We start from the raw sequence: 24842 nt of genomic DNA, 5'->3' as shown, positions 1-24842 counted from the left end.
TAATAAAAATCATGAAAAGACCAAACTACGCTACAGATAAAGTTTTAAAGCAATTTATAAAAAATGCTTTGGAAGAAGACATTCAGGATGGGGATCATTCTACGTTGTCTACAATTCCTAAGGACCTTCAACAAAGCGCAAAGCTTTTAGTAAAAGAAAACTGCATTCTGGCAGGAGTAGAACTTGCTGAAATTATTTTTAAAACCTTTGATAAGAATCTGAAAGTAGAGAATTTCATCAAAGACGGTGAAATGGCTAAAGTAGGTGACATCGCATTCATTGTTACAGGAAGTGCGAGGTCAATTCTTTCAACAGAAAGACTAGTTCTTAACTGCATGCAAAGAATGAGTGGTATTGCCACACTTACCCACGACTGGGATTCAAGATTGATCGGTTCCAAAACAAAACTTTTAGACACCAGAAAAACAACACCGAATTTCAGGGTTTGCGAAAAATGGGCAGTTGCCATCGGTGGCGGAACCAATCACAGATACGGTCTTTACGACATGATTATGCTGAAAGACAATCACATTGATTATAACGGAAGCATTACCAATGCCGTAAAAATGGCAAAAGATTACGTTAAAAAATCTAAGAAAAAGCTAAAAATAGAAGTTGAAACGCGAAATCTTGAAGAAGTACAGGAAGCCATCGATGCTAAGGTTGACAGAATCATGCTTGATAATATGGATGTTGCCACAATGACCAAAGCCGTAAAATTAATTAACGGTGTTTGCGAAAGCGAAGCCTCAGGCGGAATTACCCGAGATCAGCTAAAGAAAATTGCTGCTACAGGAGTTACTTACATCTCTGCAGGAGCACTAACTCATTCTGCAGAAAATATAGATTTAAGTTTAAAAGCCATTATGTAATACATTATATTTTTAATAAAAACACACGTATTTTGTTAAAAATTAAATAATATGATTTTTTTCATCGAAAAATTAACAATTTGTATTTAGTACTGATTTTCAGCAATTTACACGTTATTTGTAATTAATAAAAATTAACATTAAGTTAATAATAGTTAAAGTTTATTTACCGAATTTTGCATAAAATTTAATTCTAACTATTACTTACGATTATGAAATTAATCAACAAATCGATGCTAACTGTGGTTATCACCCTTTCAACAGCTAGTGTTTATTATGCACAACAGGTTCAGGATACCGTTGACACCAGGTCAAAAGATATTGAAGCTGTTGTTCTTACAGGTGTTGCCGATATCGCTAAAGATAGAAAAACACCGGTTGCAGTTTCTACAATTAAAGAAGCACAAATTGTTGAAAGATTAGGGAACCAAGAATTCCCTGAAATCTTAAACACAACTCCATCTGTTTATGCTACCAAATCTGGTGGTGGTTTTGGTGATAGTAAAATCGGTATAAGAGGTTTTGACCAGATTAACATTGCAGTGATGGTAAATGGTATGCCTGTAAATGACATGGAAAATGGTGCTGTTTACTGGTCTAACTGGGCAGGTCTTTCTGATGTTACTTCAGCATTACAAGTTCAGAGAGGTTTAGGAGCTTCTAAATTAGCTATTGCTTCAGTTGGTGGTACAATTAACGTTTTAACAAGAGCTGCGGACAAAAAACAAGGAGGTATCGTAACATTTGGTTTAGGTAATGACGGTTACTATAAGGGATCTTTCGCATATAATACCGGAAAGTCAGCTAAAGGATGGTCGTCTTCTTTCTTGATGTCAAGAACAGCTGGAAACACGTATGCTGACGGAACTAACTTTGAAGGATACAACTATTATTTTGCATTAGGTTTCCAACCAAATAAAAAGCACGACTTCCAATTTACAATAACCGGAGCCCCACAATGGCACAATCAGAGATCTTATCAAATTAAAATTTCAGATCTTTTAAAATACAGTTCTAATGATAAGCCTAACAGAAGGTATAATGCTGACTGGGGATATCTGAATGGAGAAGAATTCTCAAATAGAGCGAATTACTATCATAAACCAGTAATGTCTCTAAACTGGGACTGGAAAATGAGTGACAATTCAAAATTAAGCACAGTAGGATATGCATCTTTTGGTAGAGGTGCCGGAACTGGTGATCTTGGAAGCGTTGGAGGAAAAAGATTAAGTAATTTTGCAAGAACATCAGCAGGTCTATTAGATTTTGATGCAATTTACGCAGCAAATCAGGCGTCAAATCCTGACGCAGGACAATTAATCAGGAGGGCATCTGTAAATTCCCATAACTGGTTTGGATTAATATCTAACTTTAATCATAAAATTAACGAGAACTTAAACTTTAGTGTCGGTATTGATACGAGATACTACAAAGGATACCACTATCAAGTTGTAAGCGACCTTATTGGAGCTTCTGCATATAAGGATACTGCTAATAAAAACATTCCTGCAAATTATGTTTCTGCAGTTTATGCGCCTAAGCCAACTTGGAATCCGTTTGGTGGGAAAACAGAACCAATGAATGAGAGAATTGGTTACAGTAATGACGGTGAGGTATTATGGTACGGAGGTTTCGGACAAGTTGAATACTCAAATGATAATTTATCAGTATTTGTTCAAGGAGCAGTTTCTAATCAAGCATTCCAAAGAATCGACAGTTTTATTAAAGATGGTACAGTTTTAACTAATGGTACTTTATATACAAAAACTGGTTTTAAAGACATTATTGGTTACAATGTAAAAGCGGGAGCTAACTACAATATAAACGAACAGCATAATGTTTTTGCTAACTTAGGATACTATTCTAAACAACCTTTCTTTAATGCAGTATATCCTAACAACCAAAACTTAATCAACCCGTACTTAACAAACGAAAAGATTTTCGGTATTGAAGCAGGTTATGGTTTCCGTTCTTCATTCTTTAATGCAAACATTAACTTGTACAGGACTTCATGGGCAGATAGATTTCAGAGAAGAAGTGAGACTGTAAATGGAGTAAGAGGCTACTCAAACATAACAGGTATTACTGAAATTCATCAAGGTATTGAGGTTGATATGAATGCAAAAATCAACGATATTGTTGCTTTAACAGGTATGTTCTCTTTAGGGGATTGGAAGTATGATGGAAATGCTCAAGGTAATTTATTCAATGATAACAATGAGCCTATGGATTCTAACGGAAATACTGTTGCAAGTGCTGCTACATCTACTCTTTATCTTGATAAAGTTAAAGTAGGAAATTATGCACAAACAACTGCTGCATTAGGTGTAGATTTAACTCCTTTTAAAAATTTTAAATTTAATGCACAATATAGATATAATGCTAACTTATATGCTAACTTAAATGTTTTAAACTTTGCGACACCAGAAGCTGGTGCTGCAGGAGCTTTAAAATTACCAAGCTTCGGGCTTGTTGATTTAGGGGCATCTTATGTAATTCCGGCAGGTGGCAAACGTTATTTCACAATCAGAGGAAATGTTTATAACTTGTTTGATACTTACTATATTCAAGAATCATATACAAATATCCATCAAGGAACTACCAATGCTACAGGAACTTTGTATGATGGTATTGATGTAGCAAACGAAGTATTCTTCGGGTTTGGAACAACTTGGTCAGCATCTGTGTCTTTCAACTTCTAATAATTTAGATTTATACATATCAAATCCCAGCTTTATCGCTGGGATTTTTTATATTTGTATACTTTAAAATAGAAAAAATAGAAGTATGGATTTTTACAAAATTTTAATCAATGCTCATAAAGGGTTCGCTTATCTTGAGCTCCTTTTGGTAGCCTTATTTATTATTGCACTTTTGGCTACTATGTTTGGTTTCAGCGGGAAAGTAAATAAATTCCTGAAGAAAACAACCCTGTTCACCATGATTTTCTTCCACATTCAATTTTTGGTGGGAATTATATTGTGGTTTACGTCTCCGGCGGTGAAAGCTGCTTTAGATTCAGGAACACTCATGAGTAACGCTTATTCAAGATTTCAGTATGTAGAACATCCCGCTTCTATGCTTATTGCAGCAGTTTTGATGACCATTATCAACAAAAAAGTAAAATCTAATGACACCATTTCTTTAGGAATCGTATTCATGGGATTAATCGCTGTAGCATTATTCGGATATGCATTTCCGTGGGCAAGAGTCTTCGGAGCTTAATTTATATTAACTTAATTTTTTTTAAACAACAATGAAAGTAGCTGTAGTAGGTTCAACAGGAATGGTTGGACAGGTTATGCTTAAAGTTCTCGAAGAGAGAAACTTCCCTATCACCGAATTAATTCCGGTAGCATCGGAAAAATCTATTGGTAAGAAGGTGAAGTATAAACAGGAAGAATTTACCATCGTAAGCATGAACGACGCTATAGCTGCCAAACCTGAAATTGCAATTTTCTCTGCTGGAGGCGGAACTTCTTTAGAATTCGCACCTCTTTTCGCTGAAGCCGGAACGACCGTAATCGACAATTCTTCAGCCTGGAGAATGGATCCTACTAAAAAATTAGTTGTTCCTGAAATCAACGCAGGTGTTTTAACAAAAGAAGACAAGATTATTGCAAACCCAAACTGCTCTACCATTCAGCTGGTCATGGTTTTAGGTCCATTGAATAAAAAATATGATTTAAAAAGAGTAATTGTTTCTACTTATCAGTCGGTAACAGGAACAGGAAAAGCTGCAGTTGATCAGCTTAATTCAGAAATCAAAGGAGAAGATGCGGAAAAAGTTTATCCTTATCAGATCTTTAAAAATGCATTGCCACACTGCGATGTTTTCGCAGACGACGATTACACTAAAGAAGAGATTAAACTGATGAAAGAGCCTAAGAAAATTTTGGGCGATGACACATTCAATTTAACGGCAACTGCTGTAAGAGTTCCGGTTCAGGGAGGACATTCTGAAAGTGTAAACATTGAATTCGAAAACGAATTTGATCTTGATGAAGTAAGAAAAATTTTATCTGAAACTCCGGGAGTTGTGGTAATGGATGATGTAAAAAATAACGAATATCCGATGCCTTTATATTCAGAAGGGAAAGATGAGGTTTTTGTAGGAAGAATCCGAAGAGATCTCTCGCAACCGAAAACACTTAACCTCTGGATTGTGGCAGACAATCTGCGAAAAGGTGCTGCAACAAACGCAGTACAGATTGCAGAATACTTGGTAGAAAACAACTTAGTATAAGCTAACAAAAAGAAAAAGAGTCTCCAAAAGAGATTCTTTTTTTTATCGAATAATTATCTTTGGTTGATGGTGTCTGGTTGTCAGTTGATGGTAATTTATTCTAAAAAAGTCCCGAAGGGACGACTTTCTAAAGAATAGGATAAAAACCTATTGAAATTAAATTTTAAGTGTTCAAAAAATTGAACAGATAGTAATGACAACAAAGAATATCAATAAAAACAAACTCGGCTTCCAGAAACTTATTGCAGTTTTCGGGATCATTCTTTTTGTCGGAAAAATTATTGCATGGAAGCTCACAGATTCTGATGCCGTTTTTTCTGATGCTATGGAAAGTATTGTAAATGTTATCAGTGCATTTATGGGATTGTATTCGTTATATTTAGCTTCAAAACCCAAAGATGAAGATCATCCTTACGGTCATGGAAAAGTGGAGTTTGTAACTTCCGGAATAGAAGGCGCTCTCATTGCCATTGCCGGAATTATGATTATCTATGAAGGTATCAACAGCTTAATTACAGGAAAGGTTTTAAACGAATTAGACTGGGGAATTGCCATTATTGCAGCAACTGCCATTATCAATTATATTTTGGGTTATATATCCGTGAAAAAGGGAGAAAAAGAAAACTCTCTGGTTCTGGTTTCCTCCGGAAAGCATTTGCAATCCGACACCATTACCACGTTAGGCGTTGTGGTCAGTTTAATTATTGTTTACTTTACAAAGATTTTCTGGATCGATTCTGTGGTTGCTTTAATCTTCGGTTTCTACATTATTTTTGTAGGTTATAAAATCGTCAGAAAATCACTGCGCGGGATCATGGATGAGCAGGATCCTGAACTTTTAAACAATATTATCCAGCTTTTAGAACAGAACAGAAAAACAGAATGGATCGATATTCACAACATGAAAATCCAGCAGTTTGGTTCTTCTCTTCATATCGATGCACACATAACACTTCCCTATTATTACAGTCTTCGTGAAGCCCACCAGGAAATGGAAAATGTGATTATTCTATTGGCAAAAAACACAAAACGGACTGTTGAGTTTAATTTCCACATGGATGATTGTAAAACAATTTCGTGCCCGGTTTGCCAGATTATGAATTGCCCGGTACGTGAACTTCCCTTTGAAAAACGCATAAAATGGACTCCGGAAAATGTAACAAGCATAGAAAAACATACAGTTTAAATCCTTTCAGGAGCTATTTCCAGCTCTGCGCTCATACTCCTCGCTCATCTTCTTTCCTATACTAAAGCCTACGCTATCAAATTCTTGTTGTGGGGTAACCGCTGCGATCTGGGCTAAATAGATCATAAAATTACTGTTGGGAATTTGTTCTCAGCAGCATCTGCTTTCGATAGTAAAACAAAGGAATAATAAGAAGCAAGATCAAAGGCTGGATCACAAACCTTCTCATATAAAACGAAAAGAGAAAGCCAATCTCGAATTTTGTGAAAACACAATAAAGATAAATAGGAAAAGTAATTGCAAAAACAATACAGATTAATGCAGCTCCCTGTAAAGTCCAGTTTTTATTTTTAAAAATAAAATGTATGATGATGCAGGAGAACAAAAGATTTAGCAAAAATCTCAATAAATGGCTCAAAATCAAACGTCCCCATTGAAATTCGGTATATCCGGTCTGCTTATCTGCTTCATGAAAATATTTAAGGAAAGGATCGTAAAAAATCTGATCTTCTAAAACTCGTACTGAGATAAGACCTGCAATACTGAGAACAACCAATAACCAGCTTAGAATTTTCATTTCTTTAATGCAAAAAATTTAATCCAGATCAGCCAAAGTAGTACTACAGTCCCATAAATTACGGCAGGAAACACATAATCGTGTGTCATTTTTCCATATTTAGGATAATCACTGTACACAATATTAAGACCTGCAATCCTTAATACATTCATTATATGAAGTATAAGCAGGCTTACTCCCACAAAAACGAAAGTTTTAGTTCCTTTATAAAAAGCAAAAATAAAAGATACAAAAAGAATCATCACCGATATGGCATTACATCCTTCCACCATTCTTGTTGTAAATTTTGTTTTTACATGATACCAAACCTGCTGATTGGGCACATCATCATAAAGTGCAGAAGGATAACCAAGGCTTTGTTGCAGAAACATGACCTGTCTTGTAATCATCTTGGAAAAAGGATCCAGACCAGATTCTTTAAAACTGTTAAGGTAAAACTGATACGCAAAAAGCAGCACCAGATAAATGATGATAAAGCGCAGCAAAATACCCAAAACAGGTTTAAAGTCTTTTAACATACTGCAAAGATAGCAATTAGCTTGTAAATTAGTATATTTGTTACCCTATTATGACTTCTGAAAACGCAAAATTATTTTTTGAAAGCCATTTTCGTGAAAAATCTGTTGATTTTATCACATTAGCTCAAAGCGGTTCTGCAAGAGTAAATTTTCGGGCTGAAAATCCAAAAGGAAAATACATCATTACTTACAATGAAAATATTGCTGAAAACGAAAGTTTCCTGTATTACTCTGAAGTTTTTTGTGATCTTAATCTAAATACGCCGCAGATTTTTGCAGTTTCAGATGATCGAAAAATGTATATTCAGGAATTTCTGGGTGGCAAAACCTTTTCAGAAACCATTGCTGAAGAAGGTTTATCTGAAAATGTACAGTCATTGGTAAGGCAGACTCTTCAAAAACTTTTTGAGCTTCAGACAAAAACCGACGGGAAAATAGATTTCAGGAAAACCTTTGAATATGAAAGTTATGATGAACTTCCCATAATGCATGATCTGTATTATTTCAAAAACTTTGTTGCCGATGTTTTGGAACTGGAATACCATAAATCTACATTACTTAAAGAGTTCAAAAAAATCGTTACCATCATCGAAAATTTAGAACCGAAAGGAATAATGATCCGGGATTTTCAGGCAAGAAACATTATGATCAATGAGAAAAATGAAGTTTCATTTATCGATTACCAATCGGCAATGAAAGGTCCGCTGATGTATGATGTTATTTCTTTTCTGTTTCAGGCTAAAGCTAATTTTTCCGAAAATTTTAAAGGTGAAATGCTTGAATTTTACATTCAGCAGTTTGAAAATAAAAAAAATCAGATTCAACTAAGAAATTCGGTAAAACCAATTCAGATGATGAGATTTCTGCAGGTTTTGGGAGCTTATGGTTTCCGCGGACTGATTCAAAGGAAGCAACATTTCATTTCAAGCATCCCAAAAGGAATTCAAAACATCACAGAATTTGCTCAAAACTGGGAAGACATGAAAGATTTCCCTGAGCTTAAAAAAGTGATCGAACAATTAAATTCGGAGAAAACAAAACTTAAAATTGAAGAAATATTGAACCATTAAGTTTTATATTTAAGAAGTTAAGAATATTAAGCTTTATGAAGAAAAAAGAAAGTTCTAAAAAACCTCAAGGATTATTGATTAATTTCTTTACAAATAATATAACGAAGTCATTAAAGACTTTCATCAATGAATAATGGTAAAAAAAATAAAAATATGCTACACATAGACATCCACAGTTTTTCATATAAAAAAGGAGGAATTCCCAAAGACGAAACCGGAAACGGTGGTGGTTTCACGTTCGACTGCAGGGGAATTTTAAACCCGGGAAGAGTTGAAGAGTATAAAATCCAGACCGGAAACGATATCGGAGTTCAGGAGTATCTGGAAACAAAAACCGATATGCCAAAATTTTTAGAATTAATCAAAAGTTTGGTTTCTATCAACATTGATAATTATTTGGGAAGAGGTTTTGAAAATCTTCAGATCAACTTCGGATGCACGGGCGGACAGCACAGATCGGTTTATTCAGCCATCAAAATTGCGCATTTCATCGAAGAAAAATATGGCGATAAGGTTGAAGTAAGCCTTCATCACGATGAGCAGCACCAACTGAATAAATGATGACTGATAAATCATAAATGATTTAACCAAACCATCATCAACCATCATTCATCACCTATCAATTATAAATAATGAAGGCATTAATTTTTGCAGCAGGAAAAGGAACCCGTCTGAAACCTTTTACAGATCATCATCCGAAAGCTTTGGCCAAAGTCAACGGAATCCCTCTTTTAGAGCGAAATATCGATTATCTTAAGAGCTTCGGGATCTCCGATTTTGTGATCAACATCCATCATTTTGGGGATCAGATCGTTAGTTTTTTAAAGGAAAACAACAACTTTAATTGTAAGATTGAAATCTCTGATGAATCAAATGAATTGCTGGAAACCGGAGGCGGCCTGATTTTTGCTAAAGAATTCCTCAATCACGGAGAAGACTTCCTGATCATGAACGCTGACATCCTGACGAATATCAACATCAATGATTTTGTAAAATACCATAAAGAAATTAAAGATTTTGTTACCTTAGCAGTTTCAGACAGAGAGAGTTCGAGAAAATTGCTGTTTAATGATGATCTGGTTTTAAGAGGATGGCTCAATGTGCAGACCGGAGAACAGCGTCTTGCAGAATTCAACAAGGGATTCAGACCTTTTGCTTTTAGCGGAGTACACTGCATCAACCCTGTGATTTTTGATAAGATTAAAAGAACAGGGAAGTTTTCTGTGATGGAAGAATATCTGGATCTGATGCAGACCGAAAAAATTCATGGCTTTGTACATGACAGCATTTTGGTGGACGTGGGAAGACCGGAATCTGTGATTGAAGCAGAGAAATATTTTAAATGATTTAAAATGGGCATTGAAGGAACGAGAGACGAAAGTTTAGAAAATACAGAATTAGACATTAACGAAACAAAGCTGCATAACAGCCTAAGAGAAAAGACCTGGGATGAAACCATTACCAAAGACAGCTGGATGGTTTTCAAAGTAATGGCAGAATTTGTTGACGGCTACGAAAGAATGGCAAAAATAGGACCTTGTGTTTCTATTTTTGGTTCGGCAAGACTAAAACCGGAAAGTAAATACTATCAAATGGCAGTAGAAATTGCCGAAAAGATTACGAAAATTGGTTTTGGCGTAATTACAGGCGGTGGTCCCGGAATTATGGAAGCCGGCAATAAAGGAGCTTTCAATGCAAAAGGAAAATCGATCGGGTTAAATATTGACTTACCATTCGAACAACATTTTAATCCTTATATCAATAAGTTATACTCTTTGAATTTTGATTATTTCTTTGTAAGAAAGGTTATGTTTGTAAAATATTCGCAGGGATTTATCGTAATGCCGGGTGGATTTGGCACCTTAGATGAGCTTACTGAAGCGCTTACCTTAATTCAGACGAATAAAATCGGTAAATTTCCGATTGTTTTGGTAGGATCAGAATTTTGGAGTGGTTTACTGGGTTGGTTTAAGGAAACTTTACTGCAAGAAGGAATGATTTCTGAAGGTGATCTCGATCTTTATCGTGTGGTAGACAGCGCAGATGAAGCAGTGGCTCATATTAAGGCTTTCTATGATAAATATTCTGTAAATGTTAATTTTTAATTGGCACTAAATTTGACCCAATCTATTTAGCAAAATGCTATAATTTATAAATTGAGATGAAAAAATTTTTATATCTATCGAGTATTTTTACATTTTTAATAATGATGAGTTTCACGGTTTTTGATTTCTATTCTTCGATGACGAAGGTGGATTATGTCGACGGAAGTAAGACCCTGAAGTTTACAACAAAAATGAATACGAGTCATATCTCCGATGCGATAAAGATCAACAGGAATACTGCCGGTTTTGAAGCTGAAGTAAAAAAATATGTGAACAATAACTTTGATGTATTTGTAAACGGTGCTCCCAAGAATTTAACTTTCACAGGAAGTCAGGTAAACGGAGAAACGGTTTGGGTATATTTTGAAACAGGAGGTGTTTCTGACATCAGCAGTTTAAAAATAAAGAATTCGATACTTTTAAGCGCTTTTCCTAAACAGTTCAACATTGTGAACATTGCGTATAAGGGAAATCAGAAAACAATGAATTTTCAGCGCGGAAAAGAGGTGAATGAGGTTTCTTTTTAAGAGCTTTAATTAAATTACAGAACCATTGCTTTTGCAGTGGTTTTTTATTTTGATATTTGTGGTATAATAGTCTGAAATAGTTGGTGAAATTCTTTTTATGTATATTATGACAATCTAAATTACCAGATTAAGATTTTATACATAAATGTCACGCTCCTACGGAGCGCAAGGTCTATAATTTATTCTTCTACAAAAATACTGCTCCGATGGAGCAGCTAACTATTAAAAATTAAACTTTAATCAAAAATAAAACAGAGCTATTTAAACAAAAAAAGACGAACATTACTGTTCGTCTTTCATATTTTACAAGTATCAAATATTATTGACCTTTGATTTTGAAATCATCAATTTCCCATGTTGCTGCAGCAGAAGATGTTGATGTATATTTAAATGCAATTCTTACATTTTTACCTAAGAATGCTGCTAAATCTACGTTTCCTGAGCTCACCCAGTCTCCGAATGCCGCAGTGTTTGTATCTAATGATGCTGGTAAAGCAACCCAAGTCGTTGTAGCAGGATCTCCTGTATAGTTTTCAGTTGCGTACACCTGAAGTGCGGGTCCTGAATATCTTACATCTGTTGTGAAGCTTACAGCAGCCTTAGTTTTTCCTACTAAACTCACTGTTTTTGATATCAGCCAATCTTCATTTATATTTCCTAATACTCCATTCACAACAGCATAGTAATTTGATCCATTACCTTGATTTGAAGTATTCCAAAACTGATTAGGACCTGCAACATTTACAGTCGTCCAGTCCCCTCCGAAACCTCCTGCAGCAAAATCATCTTTATACAATACTGGAAGTGGCGTGTAAACTGAGCCATCACATCTTGGATCATCTAAATCCGCGCCCAATACATCTGTAATCCACAGTTGGTAAGTTCCATTAAAAATACTAAGGATACCATAAACATCTCCTTTTCCGCCTTCGATTACCTGCCCTGCAAAATCTGCAAAATTACTGGTTCTCAATATCACTTTATTTCCTGAACAGTCTTCTAAAGTTCTGTTGGTAACTGCTCCTGAAGCATATACTTTTTCTAAATCTCCCGCAATAAACTGAAGGTTTTTAATTTTAACCCATCTTCCTACGTCAGCTGTAGTAAACTCGTTAATCATTTTCTCAGTAGAAGTAACTGCTGTAATTGGTTTTTTAGAATCAAAGAAATATTTATAAACATCTGCTTCTGCAATTCTACCAACTGCTCCACTGAAAGGGCTTCCCAGCTGAATTTCGCCTGAAACAGCTCCTACATATAAGTTTTTAAGTTTTACATAAACTTCTTTACCTACAACAAATCTAGGATCGTTGAACATATCTGCTTTATCGATATTGATTCTAATACCTCCAGTAGCATCTTCAACATAAATATATTTGAAAAGGTTTCCTGATTTATCGTTTGCCGTTACTTTAGCTTTAAGAACAAAATCCCCGGTAATCAATGTAAGCGGGCTTGTAGCCAATTGCTTAACTTCAGCAACTGTTTTCTGAGTTAATCCATTGTCGCTGTATTCACAAGGGTTTGATGCAATACCGTCGATTCTCGGGAATTTAGTCATCTCAAGATCAGTAACCTTGTTGATGTACATTTGGTAAGTGCTGTTGAATTTACTGTAAATACCAACAAATTTTCCGTTTCCTGAAGGAAGAATCTGATTAGCAAATGATGCATAACCACTGTTTCTTACGACTCTTGTTGTCGCTGTTGTATTATCTCTGATGATTCTGTCAACAGTAACACCATTCGGAGCAAAGTTTGTACATAAGATTCTGCTGTCGAATTCTGCATTATCCATCTGGATCAAACATCCGATATACTGATCGTTTGCAGAAACCATCTGTAAAGAAGTCATTTTCTTAGGAATAATATTCTCTCTGATCGAACACGATCTGAAAATTCTTGCCGGTACAAGTTTCTCTGGAATTCTCGCTACTGAAGTTGTAGATCCCGCAGCATCTTTTACTCCTAACTGAACTACTCCACCATAAGTTCCTAAAGCCAAACCAGCTAGTTTAATATAGATTTTAGATCCTTGAGGATATTTTGTATAGGTACTTACAGCATCTACACTGATTACAAATCCTTGTGTAGGGTTTTCAGGTTTATCCTGAATGTAAATAGTCTTGTAGATATTTCCTGTTTCATCTGTGGAAGAAACATATCCTTCTACAATATCATTAGAATCATCGGGAAATACATAAGTAGCAGTTGTATATTTAGCTCTCAGCTGAGTAAGTGTCATTGTAGCAGTAAGATCTGCACACTGATAACCGTCAAGGTTGGGCTCATCATATTTATCATCATGCACACAGCCAGTAATTATCAAAGCTGCGAACATTACGAAAATATATTTTAAAATTGAATTATATTTTTTCATTATTACTTTAATTTTAGAATCTTAAATAAACATTTGTAAAGAATGTAGTTCCTCTGTCATACCAAAGTTTTGGTCCGAAATATGGAGTTTGTCTCTGTGACTCTTCGAGCACTGCAGGAAAGTTCGCCAATCTTCCTTGTTCAAAACCTCCGGTTACATAATTTCTGTTATTCAGAATGTTATTTACTGATAGACTGATTCCCATTCTGTATTTACCAATTAGAAAGGATTTTCCGGCATTGGCATTCAACATGAACTGATCATCGAATTTAGTCTGTGCCGTCAATTGCTGAATAAGCTCAGGAGTTGCACCAGGATAAGGGTCGTTTGTTCCCGGATTTGTATACATGGAAGCTGTTTTATTTAATGCTGAAAAATCAAGATACTGATCCATTAAATAATTCGCAGATGCACCAACCCACCAGTATTTTGGCGAATTGTATTTTATACCAAATGAAAATGCTTTCTGTGGAGTTCCTGCAACTTTGTAGTCTTTGATGTTTGCTTTTCCATAGCTTCTAAAATCGTTTAAATCATCAAATGAATACACATTTGGACGGTTTGTATATTTGTATTCACCGATACTAGCAACACCGGTTGCATTTAAAGTAGGCGTAATTTTAACATCGAAACCAAGCTCTGCTCCCATATATCTTTTGTCAACACCCGTCATTGCTTCGTTAATCAAAGTGTTTACAGATCCTGTCTGATCACTTACTGCTGCATAATATCTAGAAATCTCTGTAGAATTGCTGATCGTTGTATAGAAAGCTGATACTCTAAGTTTTAAGATCTGACTTCTTAAGATATAGCTTAAATCATTTGAATTGATGATCTGATTCTTAACTCCCGGAGTTAAATAATCCACAGCTCTTGGGTTGATATATAGTTCATTAAGCGTTGGTGCTAAGCTAAAGAACGCTCCGTTGTAAACGATGAAATTTTTACCATTGATTTTATAGGTTACTTTACCTTTCAAACCTGCATCTAAAGCATCATAAATTGCGCTCTTTCCTTTTGAATTGTTTTGGAAATTTACCAGACCACTTCTGAAATGCCCATCTCTTTGAGACTCAGAATAAGAACTGAATATTGAAGCAACAATATTAAACTTGTTGAAATCTACTTCTGATGAAACATTTAATGAATAGTGGTTTTTTGTCAGTTCATAAGAGTACTGTGTTCTGTCACCTACTTTTACTTCAACATTTTCATCATCAATATTATATCTTACATCATTATTAAATGCATTTAAATTATATGCATAATTTGCCCCTAATAAATCTTTTACTCTTCTAAAATTATCTGATTTTAAATTCTGATAATTAAAGTTAACATTCAGCTTCCAGTTTTCTTTTAATCTGGTATCGAAATGAGACGCAAAGTTGAATGTTTTATCTTTATTTACATCTTCAACAATTGTGTAAACAGCTCCTCTTTTAGAAGCATCCATGTTCTGATTGTTTAGATAGTTTGCCTGATAAAGACTGTTCCAGTCGATCTGAGCCTGTGCTCTGAATTCATCAGCCGTTAGCAGACCGTAGCTTGGTAACTTCCTGTAATAAGTAGGGTTCGGGTCGGCTGCATGGAACCAGTCTAATCTGCTTCTTGCATCGCTTCCGATTTGGTAAGAAACTGTGTTTGTCCAGTTGGAGCTTTTACCAATTTTTAAATAATCAGTAAGCATGAACATTGGTTCGAATACTTTTCTGATTCTTGAATTTCTTTGCTCACCATCTTGCCATCCCCAATATGAATTATAGTTTTTACCCATTAAGTCATAAACTTCCTGTGTATTTGGAGCATTTGAAGCTCTGTATGTAGGAGAACCAAAACCAGTGAAGTTGATTGAGTGTCTTTCACTGAATTTTTTCTCAACTGATGCAAAATATGCATAAGCATCCTGATAAACTCCATCGATGATCGCATTATCACCCCATCTTCTGCTTCCTGAGAAAGTAAATGCCCAACCATTCTTGGTCATCCCTGAGTTGTAGGTTGCCATTGCTCTGTGCAAATAGCTTCTGTTGGTGAATGAATAGGCTAATGAAGTTTGTTTTCTGTATGAAGAAGCTCTTGTATTGTAATAAACAACACCTCCTAAATTACCAAATGTATATTCCGAAGGAGTAATATTATCTACGTTTTCATAAGGATATCTTGTAACATCGTTCAAACCACCCCAGTTGCTGAAGTCGATTCTACCGTCATCATTCTTTGACATAGACACCCCATTGAATAAAACATCTTCAAAACGATTATCTACCCCTCTTGGTCTGAACCAATAAGCTCCCAATTCAAAAGCAGAAACATTTTGAAATGCATCTCTACCTGAACTCAAAAGCCCTACAGTAGGCTGCATAGCAGAACCTCCGTCTTCAGTATCGTTCGCAGAATCATCAATCACAACAACTCCGGCATCCGTTGCTGAACTGTTGTTCAGTACAATTACACCCAAGTCTTTTCTTTTCTCATCTGCCGTTACATCAAACTCTACGATCTTGGAATCGAAATTTGGTTTTGTAATGGTAATGAGATAATGTCCTGGCTTTAAATCTACAAACTGGAAGTAACCGATTTTGTCTGCAGTTACATCATCAACAGATTGTTCAAGATCAACCTCTGCTCTCTCTACCGGCTTACCATCCTGACCTTTAACATACGCATAAACAGTAGTTTGCGCATAGTAATAAGATGCAGGCAATAAAGTAAACAAAGAGATTAGGGATAGTTTTTTAATCATAATAAACTTATTTTAAACACCTTCTTTATTTAAGGGGCAACAAATTTAGGATTATTTTCATTAACTCAAACATTTTCTGCACTTTATTCTATTAAATATTCTTAACAAATAAATGATATCCTAAAAATATAGCTTCTTTATGATTGAAATCAAAAAACCACTCTTAAAGTTAATTTAATATTTTATTGATTTAAAAATGTGTAATTTTACCGCCTCAATTTTTTGAATACTACGAAAACATGAAAAAATTCGCACTCATATTAGCAATTGTATGCTTTACTTTTAGCTTTTCTCAGCAAAAACAGGTTAAAAGAGCAGCTGTAGCTTTCTTAAATGTAGAAAACCTTTGGGACACCATTGCTTCTGCAGATTATATCGATGGAACTTTACCATTTTCAAATCCTAAATTTCATAGAAGTGTACCTATAGATTCACTTAAATTTTTAGAAACAACCGAAGATTATAAAGGAGAATGGAGTAATGAGCTTTTGGTAGGAAAAAAAGTAATCCGTCATCAGATTTTAGCCGATGATTTCACGGCAAACAGCAAAAAAAGATGGGGTACAAAATATTACAATCAAAAATTGGCTAACGAAGCCAAAGTAATTTCTGAGCTTGGAAGACAGTACACCAATGATAATCCTGCAATTTGCGGTCTTATCGAAGTTGAAAACAGGCAAGTGATTGAAGATCTCATCAAGCAGCCGATTTTAGCAAAAAGCAACTATGGTATTGTGCATTACAATTCTTACGATGCAAGAGGTATTGATATTGCGATCATTTATCAGAAAAACAGATTTACCCTTCAGGATTCTTACACTAAAGAGATTAAAGTGTATAATGAAGACGGTAAAAGACAATATACAAGAGACGTTTTGGTTGCAATCGGACTTTTGGATGGAGAAAAAATTGCTGTATTTATGAATCACTGGCCTTCAAGGAGTGGCGGAGAAGCGGCTTCACAGCCAAGAAGAAATGCAGCAGCAGCGGTTTTAAAAGCAGAAATGGATAAGTTATCGGCTGAACATCCCGGAATTAAACTAATTTCAATGGGCGACTACAACGATGATCCTGTAAGTCCAAGTTTAAAAAAACATTTAGGTGCCGTGGAAAGCCCTGAAGATTTATCTGACAAAAAACCTTACTATAATCTAATGTACAAGTTATATAAAGCAGGAGTTGCGTCTTTAGCCTATCGGGATGCTCCAAATTTGTTTGATCAGATTATCGTTTCACAGAATTTATATTCAAAAGAAAAACTTACGCCTACGTACACCGTTTTTAAAGCAGAGATTTATGCACCTTCTTATCTTGTTAATAAAGAAGGACAATGGAAAGGTTATCCGTTCCGTTCTTGGGATGGTGACCGGTTTACAGGTGGTTACAGTGATCACTTTCCGGCCGTTTCGGTTCTTCAGAAAGAATACATCAAAAAATAAACAAAGGCACTCTATTTGGAGTGCTTTTTTTATACCGTTCATTTGTTATGAAAAATTTGCTTATCATATTATCCTAATCATTCTACCATTAAATTTACTGATACCGAATAACCCATCAAAAGAAAAGAAAGAATCTGCAATGAAACCCGAAAAAATGACGATAGAGAATGGGATTTAACAGTAATCGACACTCAATTGATTATTTCATAGATGCAGTTGCAAACCAATCAGCCGGTATTGTGAAACTTATTTTAAAAACACAATGCAATCTTAGTAATTGAATGAAATTCTTATTATAGGTCAGGAAAATACAGAAATATTACTAAGCCTCTTATTGATTACGATTCGGAAGAAAAATGCGGATTAAGTTTGAGTCCTTAGTAGTGCTGACTTCTTAAGATAAAATTCATAAAATATTTATTTCTTTAATCAAATTTTTCATTAGTTTTGTTATTCACCATATATTGAACAAATTTCAATTTAAAACTAATAACAAAATATCCATGAAAAACTCAAACACTTTATTAGCAATTCTGCTATCCTTCTTTTTTAATTTTGCCAAGAAAAATTGAATGTAATTTAATCAAGATTACAAGTTTTTCATTTGAAAAACCCACACTAATCCAAATCGTTACAGATATTTACAAATGATTAATTGTCAATTCACATTTACAATTAATTTAATCAAAAAAATGGAAAAACAGTTTATTATCTACGTTGGTTTTGCGTCGGCTTCACACTCTGCTTTATTCTCCGGATAGAGGTCCTGAACGTCAGACACACAATTAAATAAAAAAATAACTAAAATCTAACATTAAAAAAAATTAAAAAGTCATGAAAAAAATCTTATTAGCATCAACCTTATTATTGTCTATTAGCTTTCAAGCACAACAAAATACGTTTTTTGAAAATTTAATAGGGAAAGAATTTGAAAATTATCCCACAGAACATCAAAATTATAGAATATCTAATAAACTAATTACGAATGTAGGCTGGGTATTAGATACATTCTGGTGGGGAGGAATACAATTTGAAACACATAATCATATAAAATTAAAATCTCGATATGGTACTGTATATATTTCAGAGTCGGGTTACACCGGGATAAATACAGAAAATCCCCAATCTACTTTAGATGTAGCTGGAAATTTTAGAGTTGCCAGCAATGGTAATTATTTATTCTATGATGGTTTGGGAGATTTAAAATTAAGTTACCAAGCAAGAGGTACAGGAGGAAGAGCTATTGTTCATGATACAAACAACGTTTTATCTCTTAATTACCAAGAAGACTTTTCTGGCGGAACTCAAATTGGACATACTTTTTTTGTAAAAGGCAGCAATGCTTCTCTACAAGGTAAGTTCGAAGCCAAAGAAATAAAAGTAACCCTTACTCCAACTGCTGACTTTGTATTCGCTGATGATTACGATTTACCAAAATTAGAAGACGTCGAAAAGCACATTAAGGAGAAAAAACACTTACCGGAAATTGCTTCTGCAAAACAAATGGAAAAAGAAGGTGTAAATGTTGGTGAATTTCAAATCAAGCTTCTTCAAAAAATTGAAGAACTTACTCTGTATACGATTGAGCAGAATAAACTAATTAAGGAGCAGCAGAAGAGAATTGAGTCTTTAGAAAACAAAAATAAATAGCCATATGAAGACTAAAATTATATTAACTATAGCTTTATTCATTGGTTTATTTAAAACTTTTGCTCAATCTTACGAAGAGGAATATCTATACGAGGAACAAATACGTTTGAACCATGTACAGATTATTGAAAATGAAATACAAATCTTTATTAATCAAAAAATAAATACTACAGATTTTACAGAAGTAATAAATAATGTGAATAACATTAAAGATGAAGAAGGAAATTCTTTATCAGGAAGTTCTTATGAAGTAGCCTTACTTCAGGCGAAAGAACAAAAATTAAGAGACCTATTTTTTCAACAAAATCCAGAAAAACTAAAATATTTTTACTCTACAACACTTAAACAACAATGTGTAAATAGTGGATTTGAGAATGCATCATATGCGGGCTTTTCTTTTTTTACAAAGTCATTTAATAGTACAAATTACAACGCGCCATTTAACTATACAAACAACCCTTTATGGAGACCTTTTAACAATAATCCTTTAACTTCATTTACTCCTTCTCCAACAAATTTAGCAACGATTGTAGATTCCTCAATTAATGACCCTTTACTTTCAAATCTTCCAAGAGTTAAAAGCGGTAGGCATGCTATAATGCTAAATAACAATAATAATGCAGAATATGATGTTACTAAAATGACAAGGCAGTTTGTAATTAATGAATTTTATATCAGTTATGCTTTTGCCTTGGTTTTAGAAAAAGCAGATCATCTAGATCCAAATGATCCTAGTAAAAACAAAAATCCATATTATCAAGTTATTTTAAGGGATAACAGCAATAATAATCAAATTGTTTTTGAACGTAGAGTAATGGGAAATCAAAATAATCCCATTTTTAATAATGTGGGTAATGGTTTACTTTATACAAATTGGTCATGCGAATATATTGACACTTCAAATTTGATAGGTCATACTGTTACTTTAGAAATTTATCTTGCTGATTGTGGAGAAGGGGGGCATCGGGCATATGGATATTTTGATGATTTTTGTGGAACTTACTGTGGTCCGGCAACATTTAATCCAAATCTTTTTTTACACCCTATTAAAGATCAATGTCCAAAATTCCCCATTCCAATTACTGGTAATTTTACATTACCTAGTAACGCTTCTTTTACAAATGTCACCTTACAAGTAGTAGATAATTCAAATAATGTTGTTAGTACACATATTATAACATCTGCACCAGGTGGTAATTTTTTAAAAAATCTTGACTTTTATGACCTTTATCCGAATGGGTATAATGCTAATACTGATTTTAATATTTGGGCCTATTTAAATTATTCTATTAATGGAATTCCGCAAAGTTCTATTTTCATAAATAATACAAATCCACCCGGCCCTGATATTTCATTTAAAAATTGTCCTCTGCCATGTTTAGAAATATGGGATTTTGAAGTATATCAACCAATTCAAACTGCTACGAATTTTCAAGGAGCCCATATAGTTTCTGCATCTGCAATCTATCCCAATATTAATGTAGAATTTAGAGCAGTTGATGAAATAATTCTTAAACCAGCACCAAATGGGACAGCAGGGTTTTATGCTACAAGTCATCAGTCAGGTAATTTTCATGCTTATATTGCTCCTTGTGATGAAAGTGATAATTTTTCAGAACCCCAAATAAAAGGGTCAAAAATGATTTCAAAGAACACTTTTGGTTATTCTCACATTAAAATCTTCCCCAACCCCACCTCCACATTCATCAACATAGACTCAGGAAATGAAAAAATCACTTCTTGGGAATTGTTTGACATTTCAGGAAGAAGTGTACTGAAGGGCAATTCTTCACAAGTAAATGTTCAGGGATTACCTAAAGCATCTTACTTATTAAATATTAACGTTAACAATAAAACAGTTACTAAAAAGGTTATTGTAAAATAATAAACAAAAAGATAACAACAAAAAAAGGTTCAGAAAATTCTGAACCTTTTTTATTTTATAGCAAGTGAAGACTATTTATTGAATAATTCCTCAACTTTATCCCAGTTTACCACATCGAAGAACGCCGTTACGTAGTCAGGTCTCCTGTTTTGATAGTTTAAATAATAAGCATGTTCCCAAACATCCAATCCTAAAACCGGAGTTCCTTTTACATCTGCAACCGGCATTAACGGGTTATCTTGGTTCGGAGTAGAAGTTACAGAAACAGATCCGTCTTCATTTTTTACCAACCATGCCCATCCTGAACCGAATCTTGTTTTTGCAGCATCAGAAAAATCATTTTTGAATTTTTCGAAACCACCATAATTTTCGATAGCCGTTTTCACACCTCCTACTGGTTCTTTGCTTCCACCTGGAGTTAAAATCTCCCAAAATAAAGTGTGGTTGAAGTGACCTCCCCCATTATTTCTTACAACAGGTTTTTCAACACCAGTTCTGCAGATCTCTTCAATGGTTAATCCATCAAGGTCAGTACCTTCGATGGCTTTATTTAAATTGTCGACATATGCTTGGTGATGTTTTGAATGATGAATTTCCATCGTTTTTGCATCAATGGTTGGCTCTAAAGCTTCGTAAGCATATCCTAATTTTGGTAATTCGAATGACATAAGTTTTATTTTTAATGTTATGATTCAAATTTAGCCAATATTCAAGCCAACTTCAAAAATTACGGATTATTTTAATAAATCTTTAACATTGATAATAACAAAAACTTTAATAAATACCTTTATCTTCTATGTTTATGAAAATTTAAGTCAAATGAAAATTTATAATATGATTTAAAATTATTTTTACTCATTATAATTTTATCAAAAAAGAAAAGCAGTCTAATTCTGACTGCTTTCTATTTATATCAAAAAATTAAATCTTATTTATTCATCGACATCAAAAACTCTTCGTTATTCAAAGTTCCTCTGATATTTTTGTTGACAAACTCCATCGCTTCCACAGGATTCATTTCAGAAAGATATTTTCTTAAAATCCACATTCTCTGCGTAGTAACTTCATCCATTAGTAAGTCATCACGACGCGTACTTGATGCCACCAAATCGATTGCAGGATAAATTCTTCTGTTGGCAATTTTTCTGTCCAATTGAAGTTCCATGTTTCCTGTACCTTTGAATTCTTCAAAAATAACTTCATCCATTTTAGAACCTGTATCAATCAAAGCCGTTGCAATAATCGTCAAAGAACCACCTCCTTCGATTTTTCTTGCCGCACCGAAGAATCTTTTCGGCTTGTGAAGCGCATTGGCATCAACACCACCCGAAAGTACTTTTCCTGAAGCCGGAGTTACGGTATTGTAAGCTCTTGCCAATCTTGTAATTGAGTCTAAAAGAATCACAACATCATGACCACATTCTACCATTCTCTGAGCTTTTGCCAAAACAAGGTTGGCAACTTTTACGTGCTTATCTGCTGCTTCATCAAAAGTAGATGCAATAACTTCTGCATTTACACTTCTTTCCATGTCGGTAACTTCTTCAGGACGTTCGTCAATCAAAAGAACCATCATATAAACTTCAGGATGATTGGCTGCAATAGAATTGGCAATATCTTTCAGCAACATTGTTTTACCGGTTTTCGGTTGTGCAACAATCATTGCTCTTTGTCCTTTTCCGATAGGTGCAAATAAATCAACGATTCTTGTAGATATTGTAGAATTATTTCCTGCTAAATTAAATTTCTCTTCAGGGAAAAGTGGCGTTAAATATTCAAAAGCAACACGGTCTTTAATAAATGCTAAATCACGTCCGTTAACTTCCGTTGGTCTTAATAAAGAAAAATATTTTTCTCCTTCTTTCGGTAAACGAACGATTCCTTTTACAGTGTCTCCGGTTTTTAAACCAAAATTTCTGATTTGTGCTGTAGAAACATACACATCATCCGGTGAAGAAATATAAGAAAAATCTGATGAACGCAAAAATCCGTAGTTATCCGGTAATATTTCTAAAACCCCTTCAATACTCACCATTCCGTCAAAGCTGAACTCTTTTTTCTGCTCTTGTTGCTCCTCCTGTCTTTCAGAATGCTGCTGTTGTTGTCTATTCTGATTTTGATTAGGATTCTGGTTGTTGTTTTGGTTTCTGTTTTGAGAATTTCCACCGTTTTGCTGTGGATGATTTTGACCTTTCTGATTTTGAGGCTGACCTTGCGGTCTTTTTGGTCGGTCTTCTTTTGCCTGAGCTGGCTGAGAATCTGTATTGGTAGGAATTTCTATTGTGCCTGTCGCTTCAATTTCGCTGCTTTGTGCAGGGGTTGAAATTCTTTTTCTTTTTTGCTTGTTGCCGGAAGGAGCCGGTTTTTCTTCTGTCGTTTCTTGAGCGACTTCTGCCTCTGCTTTCACTTCTTCTACCGGAGCTTCTTCTGTTTTGGGAACTTCCGGCTCTGCTGCAGGCGGTGTTTCTTTTACCTCAGTTTCAGCCTTTGGTTTGGCCGTCTTTTTAGCAGCTGGTTTTTTAGGTGCTGGTTTTGGCTTTTCAACTGGCTTTTCCTCCGCACTTGTTGCTGTTACTTCTGTGGTATTGAAATAATCTTTTGTAACTTTAGGGTTAGATGCCTGAAAATCAAGAATAGCAAAGATTTTATCATTTTCGTTGCTGTTTCTTGCAACCTTAACGCCTAAATCCTTTAAGATTTTAGTCAATTCCGTTACGGATTTTGACCTTAACGTTTCTATGTTAAACATATTTAATGTAAAAATGTAATTAATTGTGAGTAAGAAAAGTAAGTCAGGTGACTTTTGTTTTCAAGTACATTGTATATTGCAAATCTACACTTATTTTTGAATTGTGCAAAATTTATGTTATTTTTGCTTCTGAATTTAAATTTCATGTTACAAAGAATACAGACAATCTGGATATTGCTGTCGGTTTTAGCAGCAGTTTTCTTATTTATTACGGGGCAAGATGTTGAAGTCTTCGGAGGCATTCCGGTAATTAAAGTTGCATCGGTCATTTTAGTTTTGGCAGGAGCATTCAGTCTGTTCAGCTTTAAAAACAGAAAAAGACAAATCATGCTGAATAATTTCAGCATCATTATAAACGCTTTGTTGATTGGTGTATTGGCGTACTGGTTACAAAACTTATCCGGAGGAATAGATTTTCCTGAGAAGGGTATTGAGCCGATTTTCCCATCGATTGCGATAATTTGTTTGTTTCTGGCAAACATCTATATCAAAAAAGATGAGAGGCTCGTAAAATCTGTAGACCGACTTCGATAGCCTTACAACGATTTTTTGAGTGAGAACAGCTTCCTTTTTGGGAGCTGTTTTTTTGTTTTCCCATAGATTGCACAGATTTTCACAGATGATTAAATAAAATCCGTGTTAACCTGTGCAAGCTGTGGGAATTAAATATTTTAACAGTTCTGCAACATTTCATATAAACTTGCGACGTATATAATTAACGTGAGTTCGATTTAAGCAGCGATTAATCTATCTTTGTCAATAATGTCGTCATTGGTGTTTATTGATGGTTTTTTATCAAAGAATGAATAAGCAGCTAAAGCCGATAAAATATTCAGAACAAAGTTGTCAAAACTTCTGTGACGGGTATGCTCTATTTGACAAATATTCTTGAGTT

General features: G+C 34.5%; 20 protein-coding genes and 2 pseudogenes. 15 read left to right on the top strand and 7 right to left on the bottom strand.

Annotated features, from left to right (window positions below; all coding sequences use genetic code 11):
- The first annotated feature begins 11 nt into the window (after nucleotides 1-11).
- The 5 genes from nadC (at nucleotide 12) to ACR1PN_RS14550 (ending at nucleotide 6304) form a co-directional block, all read left to right on the top strand.
- A complete protein-coding gene (nadC, locus tag ACR1PN_RS14570; protein ID WP_433980628.1) occupies nucleotides 12-872 on the top strand; it encodes a carboxylating nicotinate-nucleotide diphosphorylase in 861 nt (286 codons plus the stop codon).
- A gap of 212 nt (nucleotides 873-1084) precedes the next feature.
- Entirely contained in the window at nucleotides 1085-3574 is a 2490-nt protein-coding gene (locus tag ACR1PN_RS14565) for a TonB-dependent receptor (RefSeq protein ID WP_433980627.1), read from the top strand.
- A gap of 85 nt (nucleotides 3575-3659) precedes the next feature.
- Entirely contained in the window at nucleotides 3660-4097 is a 438-nt protein-coding gene (locus ACR1PN_RS14560) for a hypothetical protein (protein ID WP_433980626.1), read from the top strand.
- 31 nt (nucleotides 4098-4128) lie between these two features.
- Nucleotides 4129-5118, top strand: a complete 990-nt coding sequence (locus ACR1PN_RS14555; protein WP_433980625.1) for an aspartate-semialdehyde dehydrogenase — start codon at nucleotides 4129-4131, stop codon at nucleotides 5116-5118.
- Nucleotides 5119-5311: 193 nt separating this feature from the next.
- Nucleotides 5312-6304 carry a cation diffusion facilitator family transporter gene (locus ACR1PN_RS14550; RefSeq protein ID WP_433980624.1) on the top strand — a complete coding sequence of 331 codons (993 nt, stop codon included), beginning with the start codon at nucleotides 5312-5314 and terminating at the stop codon, nucleotides 6302-6304.
- A gap of 130 nt (nucleotides 6305-6434) precedes the next feature.
- Here ACR1PN_RS14550 and ACR1PN_RS14545 read toward each other — a convergent pair whose 3' ends face one another.
- Together ACR1PN_RS14545 and xrtF are read right to left on the bottom strand one after the other, a co-directional pair.
- Entirely contained in the window at nucleotides 6435-6881 is a 447-nt protein-coding gene (locus tag ACR1PN_RS14545; protein ID WP_433980623.1) for an exosortase F system-associated membrane protein, read from the bottom strand.
- Entirely contained in the window at nucleotides 6878-7399 is a 522-nt protein-coding gene (xrtF, locus tag ACR1PN_RS14540; RefSeq protein ID WP_433980622.1) for an exosortase family protein XrtF, read from the bottom strand. The genes ACR1PN_RS14545 and xrtF overlap by 4 nt, the downstream gene beginning before the upstream one ends.
- Nucleotides 7400-7449: 50 nt before the next feature.
- On the opposite strand from xrtF, the gene ACR1PN_RS14535 reads away from it, so the two are divergent.
- The 5 genes from ACR1PN_RS14535 to ACR1PN_RS14515 all read left to right on the top strand — a co-directional run bounded on the left by ACR1PN_RS14535 (nucleotide 7450) and on the right by ACR1PN_RS14515 (nucleotide 11101).
- Nucleotides 7450-8469, top strand: a complete 1020-nt coding sequence (locus ACR1PN_RS14535; protein WP_433980621.1) for an aminoglycoside phosphotransferase family protein — start codon at nucleotides 7450-7452, stop codon at nucleotides 8467-8469.
- A 153-nt stretch (nucleotides 8470-8622) separates the two neighbouring features.
- Nucleotides 8623-9030: a RapZ C-terminal domain-containing protein gene (locus ACR1PN_RS14530; protein WP_378176361.1), complete on the top strand. Its 408-nt coding sequence runs from the start codon at nucleotides 8623-8625 to the stop codon at nucleotides 9028-9030.
- Nucleotides 9031-9101: 71 nt separating this feature from the next.
- Nucleotides 9102-9815, top strand: a complete 714-nt coding sequence (locus tag ACR1PN_RS14525) for a nucleotidyltransferase family protein (protein ID WP_433980620.1) — start codon at nucleotides 9102-9104, stop codon at nucleotides 9813-9815.
- Between the two features lie 6 nt (nucleotides 9816-9821).
- Complete coding sequence (locus ACR1PN_RS14520; RefSeq protein WP_433980619.1) at nucleotides 9822-10574, top strand: TIGR00730 family Rossman fold protein; 753 nt, start codon at nucleotides 9822-9824, stop codon at nucleotides 10572-10574.
- Nucleotides 10575-10630: 56 nt separating this feature from the next.
- A complete protein-coding gene (locus tag ACR1PN_RS14515; RefSeq protein ID WP_433980618.1) occupies nucleotides 10631-11101 on the top strand; it encodes a DUF6702 family protein in 471 nt (156 codons plus the stop codon).
- 319 nt (nucleotides 11102-11420) lie between these two features.
- Here ACR1PN_RS14515 and ACR1PN_RS14510 read toward each other — a convergent pair whose 3' ends face one another.
- Both ACR1PN_RS14510 and ACR1PN_RS14505 read right to left on the bottom strand, forming a co-directional pair.
- The gene (locus ACR1PN_RS14510; protein ID WP_433980617.1) at nucleotides 11421-13481 is read right to left on the bottom strand and encodes a DUF5689 domain-containing protein; all 2061 of its coding nucleotides are present in this window, start codon (nucleotides 13479-13481) and stop codon (nucleotides 11421-11423) included.
- Nucleotides 13482-13494: 13 nt separating this feature from the next.
- Complete coding sequence (locus ACR1PN_RS14505) at nucleotides 13495-16224, bottom strand: carboxypeptidase regulatory-like domain-containing protein (RefSeq protein WP_433980616.1); 2730 nt, start codon at nucleotides 16222-16224, stop codon at nucleotides 13495-13497.
- Between the two features lie 239 nt (nucleotides 16225-16463).
- Between ACR1PN_RS14505 and ACR1PN_RS14500 the strand changes: the two genes are divergently transcribed.
- The 4 genes and pseudogenes from ACR1PN_RS14500 to ACR1PN_RS14485 all read left to right on the top strand — a co-directional run bounded on the left by ACR1PN_RS14500 (nucleotide 16464) and on the right by ACR1PN_RS14485 (nucleotide 21198).
- Complete coding sequence (locus ACR1PN_RS14500; protein WP_433980615.1) at nucleotides 16464-17663, top strand: endonuclease; 1200 nt, start codon at nucleotides 16464-16466, stop codon at nucleotides 17661-17663.
- 297 nt (nucleotides 17664-17960) lie between these two features.
- Nucleotides 17961-18044 (top strand): annotated as a pseudogene (locus tag ACR1PN_RS14495) (hypothetical protein); the annotation flags it as partial.
- 453 nt (nucleotides 18045-18497) lie between these two features.
- Nucleotides 18498-19313: a hypothetical protein gene (locus ACR1PN_RS14490; protein ID WP_433980614.1), complete on the top strand. Its 816-nt coding sequence runs from the start codon at nucleotides 18498-18500 to the stop codon at nucleotides 19311-19313.
- 4 nt (nucleotides 19314-19317) lie between these two features.
- The gene (locus ACR1PN_RS14485; RefSeq protein ID WP_433980613.1) at nucleotides 19318-21198 is read left to right on the top strand and encodes a T9SS type A sorting domain-containing protein; all 1881 of its coding nucleotides are present in this window, start codon (nucleotides 19318-19320) and stop codon (nucleotides 21196-21198) included.
- A gap of 71 nt (nucleotides 21199-21269) precedes the next feature.
- Here the strand turns inward: ACR1PN_RS14485 and ACR1PN_RS14480 are convergent, their stop codons facing one another.
- Nucleotides 21270-21866, bottom strand: coding sequence for a superoxide dismutase (locus ACR1PN_RS14480; protein WP_433980612.1), 597 nt, complete (start codon nucleotides 21864-21866; stop codon nucleotides 21270-21272).
- A gap of 260 nt (nucleotides 21867-22126) precedes the next feature.
- The gene (gene rho, locus ACR1PN_RS14475) at nucleotides 22127-23947 is read right to left on the bottom strand and encodes a transcription termination factor Rho (RefSeq protein ID WP_433980611.1); all 1821 of its coding nucleotides are present in this window, start codon (nucleotides 23945-23947) and stop codon (nucleotides 22127-22129) included.
- A 144-nt stretch (nucleotides 23948-24091) separates the two neighbouring features.
- Here rho and ACR1PN_RS14470 point away from each other — a divergent pair, with 144 nt between their 5' ends.
- Nucleotides 24092-24481, top strand: a complete 390-nt coding sequence (locus ACR1PN_RS14470; RefSeq protein WP_433980610.1) for a DUF4293 domain-containing protein — start codon at nucleotides 24092-24094, stop codon at nucleotides 24479-24481.
- 197 nt (nucleotides 24482-24678) lie between these two features.
- Here ACR1PN_RS14470 and ACR1PN_RS14465 read toward each other — a convergent pair.
- Nucleotides 24679-24842, bottom strand: a pseudogene (locus ACR1PN_RS14465) (IS982 family transposase); the annotation flags it as partial.

Origin of the sequence: Chryseobacterium sp. RLHN22, assembly GCF_051011795.1 — a bacterium.
GTDB lineage: Bacteria > Bacteroidota > Bacteroidia > Flavobacteriales > Weeksellaceae > Chryseobacterium > Chryseobacterium zhengzhouense.
Note: the sequence above shows the minus strand (reverse complement) of the source record. Positions and strands in the feature narration are given on the sequence as shown.